At 70.2% G+C, this 14762-nt stretch carries 15 protein-coding genes; 9 read left to right on the top strand and 6 right to left on the bottom strand.

Annotated features, from left to right (window positions below; translation table 11 throughout):
- The coding region (locus ACWDGI_RS39410) for a ricin-type beta-trefoil lectin domain protein (protein ID WP_450767817.1) at nt 1–658 on the bottom strand (658 nt) is incomplete at its 3' end.
- 82 nt (nt 659–740) lie between these two features.
- Nucleotides 741–1559, bottom strand: a complete 819-nt coding sequence (locus ACWDGI_RS39415) for a ricin-type beta-trefoil lectin domain protein (RefSeq protein ID WP_450767627.1) — start codon at nt 1557–1559, stop codon at nt 741–743.
- Between the two features lie 315 nt (nt 1560–1874).
- Here ACWDGI_RS39415 and ACWDGI_RS39420 point away from each other — a divergent pair, with 315 nt between their 5' ends.
- Together ACWDGI_RS39420 and ACWDGI_RS39425 are read left to right on the top strand one after the other, a co-directional pair.
- Nucleotides 1875–2420, top strand: a complete 546-nt coding sequence (locus ACWDGI_RS39420; RefSeq protein WP_450767629.1) for an EF-hand domain-containing protein — start codon at nt 1875–1877, stop codon at nt 2418–2420.
- A 198-nt stretch (nt 2421–2618) separates the two neighbouring features.
- Nucleotides 2619–2864, top strand: coding sequence for a DUF5133 domain-containing protein (locus ACWDGI_RS39425; protein WP_450767631.1), 246 nt, complete (start codon nt 2619–2621; stop codon nt 2862–2864).
- A 35-nt stretch (nt 2865–2899) separates the two neighbouring features.
- Here the strand turns inward: ACWDGI_RS39425 and ACWDGI_RS39430 are convergent, their stop codons facing one another.
- Entirely contained in the window at nt 2900–3553 is a 654-nt protein-coding gene (locus tag ACWDGI_RS39430; RefSeq protein WP_450767633.1) for a TetR/AcrR family transcriptional regulator, read from the bottom strand.
- Between the two features lie 65 nt (nt 3554–3618).
- On the opposite strand from ACWDGI_RS39430, the gene ACWDGI_RS39435 reads away from it, so the two are divergent.
- From ACWDGI_RS39435 to ACWDGI_RS39450, 4 genes are all read left to right on the top strand, one after another.
- On the top strand, nt 3619–4386 hold the full coding sequence (locus ACWDGI_RS39435) for an MBL fold metallo-hydrolase (RefSeq protein ID WP_450767635.1): 768 nt from the start codon (nt 3619–3621) through the stop codon (nt 4384–4386).
- Nucleotides 4387–4462: 76 nt separating this feature from the next.
- Nucleotides 4463–5011 carry a cupin domain-containing protein gene (locus tag ACWDGI_RS39440; protein ID WP_450767637.1) on the top strand — a complete coding sequence of 183 codons (549 nt, stop codon included), beginning with the start codon at nt 4463–4465 and terminating at the stop codon, nt 5009–5011.
- Nucleotides 5012–5410: 399 nt separating this feature from the next.
- Entirely contained in the window at nt 5411–5911 is a 501-nt protein-coding gene (locus tag ACWDGI_RS39445) for an FAD-dependent monooxygenase (protein WP_450767638.1), read from the top strand.
- 263 nt (nt 5912–6174) lie between these two features.
- Nucleotides 6175–7530, top strand: coding sequence for a beta-1,3-glucanase family protein (locus ACWDGI_RS39450; protein ID WP_450767640.1), 1356 nt, complete (start codon nt 6175–6177; stop codon nt 7528–7530).
- Between the two features lie 198 nt (nt 7531–7728).
- Here the strand turns inward: ACWDGI_RS39450 and ACWDGI_RS39455 are convergent, their stop codons facing one another.
- Nucleotides 7729–8124, bottom strand: a complete 396-nt coding sequence (locus ACWDGI_RS39455; protein WP_450767642.1) for a peptidoglycan-binding domain-containing protein — start codon at nt 8122–8124, stop codon at nt 7729–7731.
- 457 nt (nt 8125–8581) lie between these two features.
- Between ACWDGI_RS39455 and ACWDGI_RS39460 the strand changes: the two genes are divergently transcribed.
- From ACWDGI_RS39460 to ACWDGI_RS39470, 3 genes are all read left to right on the top strand, one after another.
- Complete coding sequence (locus ACWDGI_RS39460) at nt 8582–9061, top strand: hypothetical protein (protein ID WP_450767644.1); 480 nt, start codon at nt 8582–8584, stop codon at nt 9059–9061.
- A 128-nt stretch (nt 9062–9189) separates the two neighbouring features.
- Nucleotides 9190–9798 (top strand): hypothetical protein, encoded by a 609-nt coding sequence (locus ACWDGI_RS39465; protein ID WP_450767646.1) that lies wholly within the window; start codon nt 9190–9192, stop codon nt 9796–9798.
- Nucleotides 9799–9957: 159 nt separating this feature from the next.
- Complete coding sequence (locus ACWDGI_RS39470; protein WP_450767648.1) at nt 9958–10341, top strand: nuclear transport factor 2 family protein; 384 nt, start codon at nt 9958–9960, stop codon at nt 10339–10341.
- Nucleotides 10342–10376: 35 nt separating this feature from the next.
- On the opposite strand, the gene ACWDGI_RS39475 is transcribed toward ACWDGI_RS39470, so the two are convergent.
- A complete protein-coding gene (locus tag ACWDGI_RS39475; RefSeq protein WP_450767819.1) occupies nt 10377–11000 on the bottom strand; it encodes a hypothetical protein in 624 nt (207 codons plus the stop codon).
- Nucleotides 11001–11241: 241 nt separating this feature from the next.
- Entirely contained in the window at nt 11242–14694 is a 3453-nt protein-coding gene (locus tag ACWDGI_RS39480) for a phosphodiester glycosidase family protein (RefSeq protein ID WP_450767650.1), read from the bottom strand.
- Between the last annotated feature and the right edge of the window lie 68 nt (nt 14695–14762).

Here is a 14762-nt window from a genome sequence, read left to right on the forward strand (position 1 = left end):
CGGCGGCCTCCTGCTTCTTGACGGTGTCACTGCCGGTGTTGGCGAAGCCGGGGTAGGCGCTGAGCGCGGCGGTGAGGCCGCTGTAGGTGTAGAAGCCGTTCCGGTTCGGGAACATCTGGTTGAACTGTGCCTCGCTGACGACGAACCCGGACGGGTTGCCGCCTCCACCACCACCGGCCGGGGCGTTCCACTTCTGGTTCGCGGCGCCGGTGCAGGTCCATATCTGCAGGCGCGTGGCGTTGGCGCTGCTGTTGCCCTGCACGTCGAGGCACTTGTTCGCGGCGGGGTTGACGATGTCGTGAGCGGCGGTGACGACCCACTGCTGGTTCGCTCCGCCGGAACAGTCCCAGAGCTGGACGGCGGCTCCGTCGGCTGTGCCGCGGTCGACCACGTCGAGGCATTTGCCGAGGGCGCGCAGAGTGCCGTCGCCGTTGTTGGACCAGCTCTGGGCACCGGTGCCGTTGCAGTCGTAGAGCTGGACGGCGGTGCCGTTGGCGCTGTTCGCGCCGGCCACGTCGACGCACTTGCCGGCCAGCCCGGTGATCTGGCCGGTCGCCGCCTGAGCCGGGGCGACGGTGAAGAGGGCGGACAGGACGGCGGCGAGGACCACGGCCAGCGTCAGCCGGCCGGGGGCGCTGTGCCCGCGGAGGCGGGACATGAGGAGTGGAAGGCGCATGGAGAGCTGCTCCTGACGTGAAACGAGGGGGAGAGTGCGTGACCGGCCTGCGGAGGCAGACGACTCAGCCGAGGACCTGCTGGGTCACCACGATGTGTCCGGCATCGGGGTCGAGGACACCGCCGAGCCGGCTGAACGCGCCGTCGGTCAGATCAAGGCACTTGGGCTCCTGCGGAGTCTGGGCGAACGTGCCGCGGTCGTTGACCCGTACGGTCAGGGACCGGCCGTTGGCGACGTTGGTGACCTGGACGCGCGTACCGAAGGGCAGTTGAGGCCGGCGGGAGAGAGAGGTGGCGACCGTGTCGGCGTTGTTGTCGAAGACCTCGCCGCTGGCGGTCAGGGCGCCGGGCGGCTGGGGACCGTAGTGCGTGGCCCAGCACTGTTCGCCGCCCTGTTCCGCGGGAGCGGTCCACTTCTGGTTGTCGGCGCCGGTGCAGGTCCAGATCTGAATCCGCGCACCGTTCGCGGAGGAGCGGTCGGTGACGTCGAGGCACTTGTTCGCGGCGGGGTTGACGATGTCGTGAGCGGCGGTGACGGTCCATTGCTGGTTGGCGGCGCCGGTGCAGGACCACAGCTGGACCTTGGCGCCGTCAGCGGTGGAGTTGGCGGTGACGTCAAGGCATTTGCCCAGGGCGCGCAGGGTGTTGTCGGTGCCTGGGGTCCACTGCTGGGCGCTGGTGCCGTTGCAGTCGTAGAGCTGCACCGGGGTGCCGTCGGCGGAGTCGGCGCCGGCGACGTCGAGGCACTTGCCGGCGAGGCCCGTGACCGCACCGGTCGCCGCGGCCGCCGGTGCCGCGGTCAACGGGCCGATCGACAAGGCCAGCAGGGCTATGAGAGGAGTACCGCGTAACGCGGTGGTGAGGAAGGAAGAGCCAGCAGCCATGGGGGTGAGGAAGCCTTTCCGAGGTGGCACGTTGGTGTGGCGGACACCGACAGGACGCACGCCAGGAAGACCTGACACCGGGAAAGCTAAAGGTCTATACCAAGCCCGTCAAGATGTGAACATGACATGCGCGATGCGGTGTGACCGCGACATTGGTGGTCTCGTCCGTTCTGCCTTTGGCGAGGGCCAAACCGGCGCTCGTGGCGTCGGCCCGGCTGGCGGAGTCGTCGGCCCGTGGGCGAGTGATCGCGTGCGCCGTTGGGGGAGTGGCGCCTGCGGACAGCATCTCCTCAGTGCTGTGTGAGGAGGCGTGTGATGGCCAGTGAGTTCCAGCGGAACAAGCTTCGGGCGATGTTCGACGCGTTCGACGCGGACGGCAACGGTTATCTGGAGGAGGAGGACTTCGCGGCGCTCGCGGTCCGTTGGGGCCGGCTGCCGCGGGTGCGAGCGGAGTCGGAGCTGGCCGTGCGGGTGGAGAGCGTGATGAGAGGGTGGTGGCAGCAGCTGTCGGCCGCTGTCGACGCGGACGGGGACGGCCGGATCGACATGGATGATCTCCTTGCCATGGTCGACCTGTTGCCCTCCATCCCGGAGGCGGTCACCGCCACGGCCGACACCGTCTTCGACGCGGTGGACGAGAACGGCGACGGGCGAATCGGCCGCGGCGAGCACAAGCGCCTGGTCGACACATGGCACGGACAGGCCGTCGAGACCGGGGAGGTGTTCGACCGCCTCGACCAGGACGGCGACGGTTACCTCAGCCGCCCGGAGTTCGCCACCCTGTGGACCCAGTTCTGGACCAGCGACGACCCCCGAGAACCCGGCAACCTGATGTGCGGTGAACTGCCCCAGGTTTGGTAGACGTTCTGGGCGACTCTGTTCGGACAGGCTGATCGTCCTTGAATCATCCAGGTATGGATGTCCAGTTGCGGGGCAGACGGAGATTCGCTCGGCGCGGTCCCGCGCCGAGGAGTGGCGCGCGACGCCACCTGTGCAACCTGTGCCTCGCGGCGGCGCCGACGCGCCCGCGAGCCGAGCTTGGGGGAGTGGGGAATCGTCATGATTCATCCGGCGGAGAAGGAACTGCGTGCCGCACTGGCCCGGTTCGCCGACGCGCGCATCGAGCACGACGTACGCCCCACCGGCCGTACCAGCCGCCTGCTGGAGGACGCCACGTACACGCTGTGCGTGATGACCGGAGCGACCGACGCGGAGCAGGCCCTGCAGGTGGCGGACACCCTGTTGCAGGGCTACCGCTCCGGCCACGGGGGCAGCGGCCGCGAGGACGAGACCCTGGCCGCGTAGGCACGAACCCCCGGCTCCGCCGCCCCGCCCGAGGCCTACCGCTTCGGGCGGGAGGACCGCAGGAGCGTGGCGATGAGCGTGTCGGCCAGCCACTCCTCGTATGTGTCGGCCGACCAGCCGCGCCCCGCTGTGAGTTGCGTGTACAGCTGCGGCCCGGCCAGCGCCCACAGGCCGTCCGCCAGGTGCGCCGGATCCGTTTCCGGATCCAGCGCACCGGTCTCGGTGAGATGGGTGACGAACGAGGTGACGGCGGTGAGCCGTTCCCGTTCGGCCGTCTCCAGTACCTCCCCGACCTCCGGCCCCGCCTGGGTCAGCAGGGTGAACAGCGCGGCGATCCGCTCATGGATTCCGCGCACGTACGCGGCATAGAGCCGGAGCTTCGCGACCGGCTCGCCCGTCCGCAGGATCGCCCGCGTCTCGGGACGCTCCGCCATGGGCACCGGCTCGTCGTCGCCGGCCAGCGTGCTGTCCCACAGGGCCTTCACCAGGCCCGGCTTGCCGCCGAACGCCTTGTACACGGTCTCGGGTGAGACACCCGCCCCCTCGGCCACCGCCCGCACGGTCGTGGCGTGGTAGCCGTCCCGGAAGAGCAGCTCACCGCAGGCCGCCAACACCGCCGTGCGATTGCGGCGGGCGGCCTCCCGTCGGCGCTCGGAGTTGTAGGGCCGGCGTGGTGTCTCGCCTGGCATCGGTGCACTCTCCAAATTTGATACAGTCCACTGTATTGAATTCTGGCAGGTTGCTGGAGGTCCATATGTCCCGTCCCGCGCCCACCCAGGTGGCACCCGGCGTCCATCGCCTCGGCGATCACGGCATCAACTTCTACCTGATCGAGGGCCCCGACGGCCTCACCCTGATCGACGCGGGTGTGCCCGCGCATGAGGACCAGTTGCGCGCGTTGCTGGCCGGTCTCGGCCGTTCCGTCGCCGACATCCGTGCCGTGCTCCTGACCCACGGCCACCTCGACCACACCGGCCTGGCCCACACCCTCCAGGAGGCCGGAGCCGACATCTGGATCCACGACCGGGACGCCGCGATCCTGCACGACGGTCCGCGCAGCGTGAACCGCCATGCCAAGCCCGAGCGTTCGATGCTCCCCTACCTCCTGCGCAGGCCGGCCGCATTCGCCATGCCTCTCCAGTTGGCCCGCGCGGGAGCCTTCACCGCTCCCGCCGTCCAGAACACCCGGGTCTTCTACGGCGACCAGGTGCTGGAGGAGGTCCCCGGCGCCCCGCAGGCCGTTGTGCTGTCCGGTCACACCCCCGGCAGCGCCGCCTACCACTTCGCCGACCGCGGGCTGCTCTTCACCGGCGACGCCCTGGTCACCGCGGACGGGCTGTCGGGCCACACCGGACCCTCGATCGTGAGCCGCTGCTTCACCCACGACAGCAAGGCCGCGCTCACCGCCCTCGACCGTCTCGACCAACTCCCGGCGGACCTGCTGCTGCCCGGCCACGGCGAGCCCTTCACCGACGGCGTCCGGGCCGCCACCCGGCAGGCACGCCACTTCGGAGTGCGCTGACCCGCGCCGCGTTCCCCAGTTCTCCAGGCGGCGGCCCGCCTGGCACCACGACGTCCCACACCTCTAAGGAAACGACATGAGTTCCATACCGTTGACCGACGGCGCCGAGACGGCGGACTACCACCGTCCGCGCGTCCTGCACGTCCCCGCCGAGAAGGGCGTGGTCAAGTGGATGTCCGGCGACGTCTACGAAACGATGGCGCCCGCCGGATCCACCGACGGCGCGGTGGGCTTCACCGTCTGCTGGGTACCCCCGGGCGGCGGCCCGATCGCACACGTGCACCGGTCCGCCGACGAGTCCTTCTACGTCATCTCGGGTGCGCTGGAATTCCTGAACGGCGATCAGACCTTCGTGGCGAACGCCGGAGACTTCGTCTTCGTGCCGCGCGGCACGCGGCACCGGTTCCGCAACCGCACCGGCGAACAGGCGCACATGGTGTCCTTCTTCACGCCCGGCGGAGGCGAGGGGCTGTGGCTGGAAGGCGGCGACGACCCGGTGCCCGGTGAGAAGCCCGAGTTCTGGCCGCCGGAGCGCGGCCTGGCACTGGGCCCGCTCCTCGGCCGCAAGGAGATCGACATGGTCATCCTCCCCGAGGAAGCCGACATCGCCGGCCCCGCGGACTAGCCCCGAGCCGCGACAGCACAACACGTACGCCCGGGCCGGCGCTGCGCCGGCCCGGGCACTTCCGAGCAGCGCGGCCCGCCGAACCGTCGGGACCTCGGCCGACGCCCAGGCGCCCGCGGCCGGCGCCGGGGCGTCCGCGGCCGGCGCCGGGGCGTCCGCGGCCGGCGCCGGGGCGTCCGCGGCCGGCGCCGGGGCGTCCGCGGCCAACGCCCGGGGCGCCCGCGGCCAACGCCCGGGGCGCCCGCGGCCAACGCCCGGGGCGCCCGCGGCCGGCGCCCGGGGACCCGCGGCCAGGGCTTCGATACGCGCGATGTCGTCGAGGTCAGAGGGGGTGGCCACGGTCGCCGCTTCACCCCGGCGTGGCCCCACTCGGCGCTAGGCTGACGCCGGAGGTGCCAAGTGGCCGAGGTCGAGCGGAAGTTGGACGAGGTTCCGGAATCCACGACCGTGGTGGTGATCGGTGCGGGCCCGGCCGGGCTGACAGTGGCCAGTTTGCTGCGCAGATGCGGCGTCGACAGCATCGTCCTGGAGCGCCGCAGCCGACAGTACGTGGCACAGCGGCAGCGGGCCGGCATCGTGGAGAGCCGCGCGGTGCGGATGTTCGCCTCCTGGGGGCTTGCCGACCTGGTGCTGGGCGGCCCACCTCACGACGGCATCCTGGAGTTCCGGGTGGACGGCAAGAGCCACCTCGTGGACGACAGCGACGGATCCGAGGGCCCCGGGGCGCGTCTGTGCCCCCAGCAGGTCCTGGTCCAGAAGCTCACCGCCACCCACCTCGCCGACGGCGGCGAGGTGCGCTACGAGACGGCCGACATCACCCTGGCCGGCCTCGACCCGGCCCAGGACCACCCCGCCTCCACGGGCCTCGCACCGCACGACCTGCCTGGGCCGGCGTCATAAAAGGTCCGTACCGGTTGCGTCAAGGGTTGCAGAAACGGGCCGACTTGGGGCCGCTGTGCGGTCGGAAGCTGAATGCGGTGGGCGCGTTGTGCGCGAGACCGACGCCGAGACCAGCACCGCGTCGTCCGCCAGGCCGCATCCCGATTGCTTTCAGCTTCAGTTGTTGACGGCGGACACCGATGGGTCTACAACCCGAGGGAGCGCTCTCATATCTGCTGTTGCTCCATCCCCACACACGCCGAACCGGCTTGAGGAGACTCCGCATGCAGAGTTCCGCCAGCGCACCCACCCGCAGACCACCGGCCGGCGCCGCAGGCCCACGCCTGGCTCTCGGCCTGGTCGTCGTGCTGATCGCCGCTTTCTTCGCGGTCGTCGCGCCGTCGCCCGCGCACGCCGCCGACCAGTTGCTGTCCCAGGGCAAGCCGGCCACCGCCTCCTCGACCGAGAACGGATCCTTCCCCGCGAGCGCGGCGGTCGACGGCAACACCGGCACCCGCTGGTCCTCGGCCTTCGCCGACCCGCAATGGCTACGGGTCGACCTCGGGTCCGTCCAGCAGCTCAGCCGCGTCACCCTGAACTGGGAGGCCGCCTACGCGACCGCCTTCCAGATCCAGACCTCCACCGACGCCAGCACCTGGACCACGGTCTACTCCACCACCACCGCCACAGGCGGAACCCAGAACCTCACGGTCACCGGCAGCGGCCGCTACGTGCGCGTCTACGGCACCGCGCGGGGCACCCCCTACGGATACTCCCTGTGGGAGTTCCAGATCTACGGCCCCGGCAGCACCACCCCGCCGGACGACTTCTGGGGCAGCACCAGTGACATACCCGCGGCGAACAACGCCGTCGAGGTGAAGATCCTCAACCGCACCAACGGCAAGTACCCCGACAGCCAGGTGTACTGGAGCTTCAACGGCCAGACGCACTCCATCGCCGAACAGCCCTACCTCGACATGCCGGCCAACTCCGCGGGCCGCATGTACTTCTACCTGGGCTCGCCCACCAGCTCGTACTACGACTTCATCGAGTTCACGGTCGGCAACAACGTCTTCAACGGCAACACCACCCGGGTCGACGCCTTCGGCCTGAAGCTGGCCATGCGCCTGCACACCAAGGACGGTTACGACACCGAGGTCGGCGAGAACCGGCAGACCTTCGCCGAGGACCGCGCCACCACCTTCCAGCGCTTCACCGACGCGGTGCCCAGTCAGTTCAAGGTGCTGGCCCAGACCCAGGCCCCGTACCGGATCATCGCGCCCGGCAGCGACCCGAGCTTCCGCGCGGGCGGCGCCAACGCGAACTACTTCACCTCGTACGCCCAGTCGGTGGGCGTGAACGCGGCCACCTCCGACATCTTCGGCTGCGCGGCCTCCCTGGCAGGCAACCCGAACATGTGCGCCGCCCTCAACCGCCACGTCGCCACCCTGCCGGCCTCCCAGCAGTCCGACCCCGCCCAGTTCTACACGGCGGCACCGGCGAACTACTACGCCAAGTTCTGGCACGACAACGCCATCAACCACCTCGCCTACGGCTTCCCCTACGACGACGTGGCGGGTCAGTCCTCCTTCATCTCCCACGCCAACCCGCAATGGCTCCTCGTCGCCGTCGGCTGGTAGCCGATCCGGTGGCGCGGACACCGAACCCACTCTGATCCCCCGACCGGCGGGAGTTCGCCGCGGCGCAGCGCCTGTGTCGCCGTGGACATCGGACGTGACCGCCGGTGGGGTGATGAGTTGGGGGGCGGCCAAGGACGGCTGCCGATGCATGCCGGCCGTCCACCGGCAGCCGTCCACGCCGAGCCAGGACATGTGGGCTCACCCGTTGCGCAGCCTCGTCCACGTGTTCGGGCCGATGATGCCGTCGGCGGCCAGGCCGCGACTGGTCTGGAAGGACTTGGCGGCACTGGTGGTGAGGGGACCGAAGGCGCCGTCGACTCCCCTCGGGCCCACGTAGAAGCCCCAGAGCTGGAGCAGGCACTGGGCCTCGCGCACCGTGTCCCCGGCAGCGCCCTCCCGGATCGTGGGCGGCGTGAGCCGGTTGTCGAAGCCGCAGAAGGCCGGATCTTCCCGTGCGGAGGCGCCTGCGGCGCGGAACGGGGCGCTGGCGGCGGGCGGCGTCCTCGCCGGAGCGGGAGCCGCGGCGGCGACAGCGGCCGCGCCGGCCAGCACGAGGGCGGCGACAGAGGCTGTGAGACCCCGTTTGATCTGCATGATGCTCCTTCGGTGGTGACCGGCATCGGGTGGAGTGACCGGGCGGCCCCCAACGGGACCGCCTCACACGCGTGCGCACCAAGAGTGACTGATCGAGCACTCAGGGCTACAGAGCGTGGAGGGTGGCGCACGGAGCAGACCACCGCCGACGGGCGGCCACCCCCCTGCGGGTGTGGACCCAGCTCACCCGGGCGTGATCCCGGAACAGGGCGCGTACGCCGTCACCGCAGGCGTGGCTCCTTCGGCGTGGCCGCGCCCCCTTCTTCCGCTCGACCGGTAGGCCGAGCGCTGCGGAGCGGTCTTCGCCCTCTTCACAGCCATGCTCGTCCTTGTCGCCACTGACAGGCGTGCCCCGGGGCCCTGCTTCGCACCGGTTGTCCCCTCAGCACGCCCGGGCGCCCGCGTTCGGAGAGAGACCCACTGGTGGCGGCGCGCCGTTTCGGAAAGGCTGCGGCACATGGACTGGATGCCCCTGCTCTCCACACTGGCCGGTGCCGCGATCGGTATCGCGGCCACTCTGATCGCCGACCGCAACCGGTGGCGACGGGAAGAAGCCAGACACGCGCTGGAGATACGGCGCGAGGTCTATACCGTGTTCGTTTCCGCTCTCAAAGCCGCAGGTGAAGACATACGGGCCGTCGCCTTGGGCGATCACATGTCCGCGTCGGCACGGGACGCCGCAGTGCGGGAGGCCGTCCGCGGCACCGGCATCCACACAGCCAGTGAACGCCTCTGGCTCGTGGGGCCGCCGCAGGTCGTGACGGCGGGGAACGAAGCGTTCCACGGGATGCGCGCCTTGCGCGACGCCTACGCCCGAGGGGTGGCTGTCGGCTCCGCCGAGGAAGCGCTGCTGATAGCGCGGCGGCGCGCGGCCATGGCGCAGATGCGTAGCGCCATGCGTGAGGACCTGGGCATCGAACCGCTGGGCGTCGAGTGAACTCGGGAGTGGCGGGCGTGACTTCTGTTCGCCAGCGGCCGGTCGGTCTTGCGTAGTTCCCGCCACCTGGTGATGCTGACCCGTGCGCGATCAGAGCGAGCTGTCGGGTCGACAACCGGGGGTAGTGGGTGAGCGCATCAACGGACCGCGATGCCGAAGGTCCGCTGGCGGAGTTCGTAGCCTTGAGACAGGAGATAATTCAGCGGCAGGCCACTCAGCACAATGTCCTCGCGTTGCAACTGACCATCTCCGGAGCGGTGTTCAGTTTCAGCCTCACCGGTGCGTCCAGGAGCGGGTTCCTGCTGATCGTTCCAGTCAGCACCTACATGCTGTGCTCACGCTTCGTTGAGGACCATGTCGGTATCGGACAGCTGGGCCGTTACATCCGCGAGCATCTGAGTGCACGCGTACCGGGAGGCCTCGGCTGGGAATCCTGGGTCGTCCAGAACCCCGCCAGGTTCGGCATCCCGGGGGTGCTGTGGATCTATGCGTACTTCATGTCCTATCCGGGGGTGGCGCTGCTCGCTCTCGGAGCGGCAGCTCCCGCGACGTTCACGACGGACCATGGCCAACGATCACTCGGTGTGGCGCTCGGCCTGGTGGGCATATGGCTGCTCGGTCTGACGGTTACGGCCCTCTGCTGCCTGTTGTTGTGGCGAACGGCCCAGTCCACCCGGGGCCCCGACCCGACCCACCGCGTCCAACCACCGGAACCGCGCGGTGAGCCGGTGGACTGATGACTGGGGGTGCTACCTGGCGCCATTCGGCTTGGGGAGAACGGCTGGGCGGAATGCCGCGCGCCAGCGCCTTCAGCCGAGCGGCCCAGCTGTGCCGTCGGTTGGGTCAGTTGCTTTTTCGATTGCGTGTGCCGCGGTCAGCCGGGCCAAAATGATCCAATGAACACTGACACAGACAGCAGCGTGACCGAGGCGATCGCTCGAGAGCTGCAGTTGATGAGTCCAGCCGTGCGGGTATCCAGGGCGCTGGCAGACCGACTCTTCGATCCGGAGTTCGTGGAAGTAGGCGCCTCGGGCCGCAGGTGGGACCGTCAGGCGATGCTCTCCGAGCTGCCGGACATGCAGGGTGCGGCTGAAGACGGCCCGCAATACGTGCCTTCCGATATCACTGGCGTTGTCCTGGCTCCAGGCATTGTGCATCTGACGTACGAGACCACGATCGACGGTAGGCAGGCGCGTAGAAGCTCGATCTGGCGAAAGTCGGACGAAGGCTCCGGATGGCGGATGTACTACCACCAAGCCACGCCTGTGCCGGGTTCGTAGAGGGGGAGTCGGCATTGGCCGGCCGCCGTGACTGGTCATCGGGCGGCGGATGATCGCCCGACCGATTTCTGCGCGTGGACCGCCGCGAGTACTGAGTCGGCCAGTTCTGTGACGGGGCGTCCGCCACCCACGTCGATGCGGTCCATGCCCAACCCGTCGATGGCGTCGTTCATGAGCACCTGGTAGCGCGCCGTGCGGGCCAAGAACTTGTCCATCAGGCGCTGTTCCTCGTCTGTGGCTGCCTCGTAGCGGCCTGCTGCATGGACCCGGGCGCGTACCACGGCGTCGTCCGCGGTGAGCCACACGGCGGCCGTGCGCGGGACCCGTAGCCCGGCGACGCGGACGGGCCAGAGCGCCGACCCCTCCAGGACCAGGCCCGTGCTGCTGCCACCCTCGGTCGCGTGGGCCGAGATCAGCTCTTCGATGCGGGGCCACAGACGGTCGTAGTGGCCGAGAACGGACGTGATCAGTTCGTCAACCGTGAGTGATCGGTAGTGCTCGGCGACGTGCGCCGGTACCTGCCGCTCCGGCGTTTTCCAGGGTCGCCCGGGGTGCCGAGCCAGCCCGTCGGTGGTCAGACACTCGAACCCGAGCCTCTCCGCCACCGCCGCGGCGACGGTCGACTTGCCGACGTTCGACGTCCCACCGATCAACACCACCCGCACATCGCGCACGCCGACGACCCTACTGGCCCCTTCGCAACCGTGCAGGTAGTCGGCGGAGACGGATGCCGGCGATGGTTGGCTTCCGCGCATCAGCCCCGACCAACGGGCGTACCTCGACCAACTCCAAACAGGCCGCGTCGGCGCGGTCGTGCCAGGCGCTGCGGGTGAAGGCGGAGACCGCCGAGTGAGGGGGTGCCCGGTCGGAGCCGGGCACCCCCTCACTCGGGTCAGCGGGTCACCGTACGACGACCTGGGCGCTGCCCGTGACGCCGCCGGAGGTCACCGAGACGGTGACCGTGCCGGAGCGGTGGGCGGTCAGGGCTCCGGTGGACGGGTCCACCGAGGCGATCTTCGGGTCGGCCGAGGACCACACGTGTGAGGCGGGGTCCGCGACCGGGATCGTGAGCGGTGCGATGTTGTCGCCGGCCACCTGGTCGCCGGTCGCGGTCAGGGTGACGTGGTCCCCCTTGGCGATCGGGTCCTTCGGGCCCTGGACGGTGATCGAGGCGAGCGCGGGCTCCACGGTGTACTGGAGGTCGCCGTCGTCACCGATCCGGATCAGCCCGAAGTGGTAGAAGCCGCCCTGGTCCGCGGGAGCGTACGCGGGCATGCCGAGGTCCGCGAAGGTGAACTGCGGGATGCCGCCCTTCTCCACCGTGGCGGCGTGGCCCTCGGGGTCGAGGATCTGCTCGGCGAAGCCGCGGGCGTGGCCGTACATCATGATCACGTGCTGCTTCGGGTGCGTCTGCTGGTAGCGCTGCACCAGCCGCAGGTACATGCGTGCCTCCCAGCGGTCCGTGAACTGGCTGTTCGCGGCCGGGTGCGGGTCGTAGGCGGGCATGTGCGTGACGACCAGGACGTCCTTGGCGGTGGTGTCGGTCAACTGCTGGACCAGCCACGGGTACTGGGCGCCCTCGGGATCCTGGAAGGGGTCCGAGGACTGGAGGCTGCCGTGCGAGTTGTCGGTGACGACGATCCGCGCCGCGCCCTGGCTGTAGGCGTAGTGGGTGTCGCCGAAGGTGTCGCTGTAGTTGCCGTTCTCGGCGTCGGCTCCCTGGGTGATCTCGTGGTTGCCGACGATGTCCCGCTCGGGAACACCGAGCGCGTCCATCTTGGACTTGGCGAACCGGAGGTCGGCGAGCTTGCCGTCGTCGGACATGTCGCCGAGGAACTGGGCGGCGTCCGGCCGGGCCTGCGGGGTGAGCGTGGGCAGCCGCCCGGCGATGGAGTCCATCACGTTGCCGCTGACCGACTTCGGGTCGGAGGCGAGCAGGTGGGCGTCGTCACCGGTGAGCAGGGTGCTGCCGTGCCGGGCGAAGTCCGCCGAGTCCTCCTCGTACGAGAGCCACTTCGGGTTCTTCGGCACGGCGTGGTACTCGGGCACGGTCACCGGCCGCGGGGAGTACAGCGCCTGCAGACCGGCCACGTTGAGCGAGCCGCTGTAGGCGGTGCTCGGGCTGATGGCAAGGAAGTCGACGAAGCTGATGGTCAGCGGGAACTGCATGCCGGCCGGCAGCTGCGCGATGGCGAGGTGCCAGTCCTTCCAGGTGACGTACGTCGGATACAGGGTGGTCGCCGAGCCGTTGACGCCGATGTACCGTTCGGCCAGCTCGATGCCGTTGCCGTCGCCCTTGATCCACATGCCGATGGCGGTCGGGACATGGCCGCCCGCGGTGTCGGTCTTGAGGGTGACGTTCGGGGTGAGCACGAGCTGCTTGACGCCGGAACCGGCCGGCATCGAGTAGTCGAGCTTCAGCGATCCGGACTCGGTGGAGCCGGGCGGTACGACCCCGGCGTCGGCGGTCAGTGTGGCCGGCTTGCCGGTCGTGTTGTTGCTGAGGCGCCAGTGGTCGAGGCTGTTCATCGGGTCGATGACCTTGCTGACGCTGCCGACCGCGACCGACGTGGTGCCGGTGGCACCCGCGACCGTCGCGCTCACCTCGGCGAGTCCGCCGTCGTCGGCGCTCGCGGTGAACAGGCCGTGGGCGTCCACGGCGCCGAGGTTCGCCGGGTCCGTCCTCCAGGTGGCGGCCTCGGCGGGGATCTGCACCTGGTTGCCGTCCGGGTCGGTGGCGGACAGGGTCAGCTGCTGCGTGGCGCCGTTGTCGAGGTCGGTCTGGTCCGGGGAGACGGTGAGGGTCTTCAGCCTGCTGACGACCTCCAGTTTCTCGGACGTGGACGCGCTGCCGTTCCAGGCGACGATCCGGCCGGTACCGGAGCGGTGCGGGGTGAGCTTGCCGTCCTCGTAGGTGGCCAGGCCCGCGGGCTCGACGCGCACATGGGTCTCGCCGTCCGCCGGGTTGGCGAACCGGTCGACGGAGTGCACCGGGAGCGGGATGGAGCCGCCGGTGACGGTGGTGACCGTCTTCCCGTCGTTCACGACCACCTTGGTGGCGGCACCCGGCTCCTTGGCCGTCGAGTAGAAGAAGATGCCGTTGGCGACCGGGCGTTCGGTGTTGCCGGGCAGGTCGGAGGGCGTGTTGACGACCTCGGCCCGGTCGGCGCCGGGGGCGCGGCTGACCATGCCGGTGGAACCGCCGCCGTCGAAGAGCATCCCGGTGTACGCGCCGTGCGCGACCAGGTAGCCCGCGGCTTGCTCAGGGGTCACGCCGAAGGCGGTGTCGGAGCCGCCGTGGCCGTCGACGGCGACGACGATCGCGTGCCTGCCGTCCTTGGAGATGCCGACGGCGGTCTCCGGGTTGGCGCCGTTCGGCGGGGTGCCGGTCGGGTCCTGGTAGACCTTGCCGTCCTTGACGAGGGTGTCGACGCCGCTGACCAGCTGGGTGACATCGTTATCGGGGGACAGCCGGGTGGCGATCTCGACCGTGTCGCCCGTGTGCAGGGTGTCGGTGAGCCACTGCCCGCCGTCGCCGGCGCCCAGCAGGCCGGTCTCGTCCGCGGCCAGGCGCGGCACGGTGGTGAGGCCGGTCAGCACCCGGTCGACGACGAAGCCGCCGTCGGTGCTGTGCCCCGCCACCAGCGTGGACGCCTTGGTCAGGCCCGGGGTCTCGCCGAGGTCGGGGGTGACCTCCGTGATGCCTCCGCCGGCCACGTCGTTGACGGTGTTCACCGAGGTGAGCGCACGGGTGGCGGACCCGGCGGTGATGGTGCCGGAGAAGGTCTCGGGCCCCATGACCAGGGTGCCGTCGGGCTTGACGCCGAGCTGGGAGGCGAAGCCCGCCTTGGGGCTCTTCAGCAGTCGGCCGTCGGTCATGACGCCGCCGACCGGACGTCCGCTGCCGTGGATCTCGAAGTAGTCGCCGTTGACACCCGCCACCGCGTGGGTGCGGTGGGCCATCGACGACGGTGTCTCGTCCGCCGGGTAGGTGAGGGTGTCGCCGGCCTCGACCACGCCCACCCGCAGATTCGGGTCGGTCAGGTCGGCCTGGAGCACCTGGATGTGCTGACGGCCGCCGACGGTGTCGTAGGTCTCGCTGTAGTGCTTCAGGCCGCGGGTGACGGTCTCGGCCGGGGTACGGGTCCGGTCCACCACCAGCGGCCAGTTCTCCGGGGTCTCCGGGAGCCAGCCGCGCGGGGCGGAGTGGCCGTGGCCGTCCGTGGCCGTGACGGCGTCGGAACCGGAGGCGATGCCCGCCCCGGTCACGGCGCCGACGAGCGCCAGAGTCACCGCGGCCACCGCAGTGCGGCGCGCGCCCGCGGTGGCGGGTCTCTTCTCGCGAAGTGTCATGTGGGTTCTGTCCTTGCGGTCGTGCACGCCGGTGCTCCCGGCGCGCAACGACCACCGCACACCTGTCC

Source organism: Streptomyces sp. NPDC001220, from assembly GCF_053597895.1.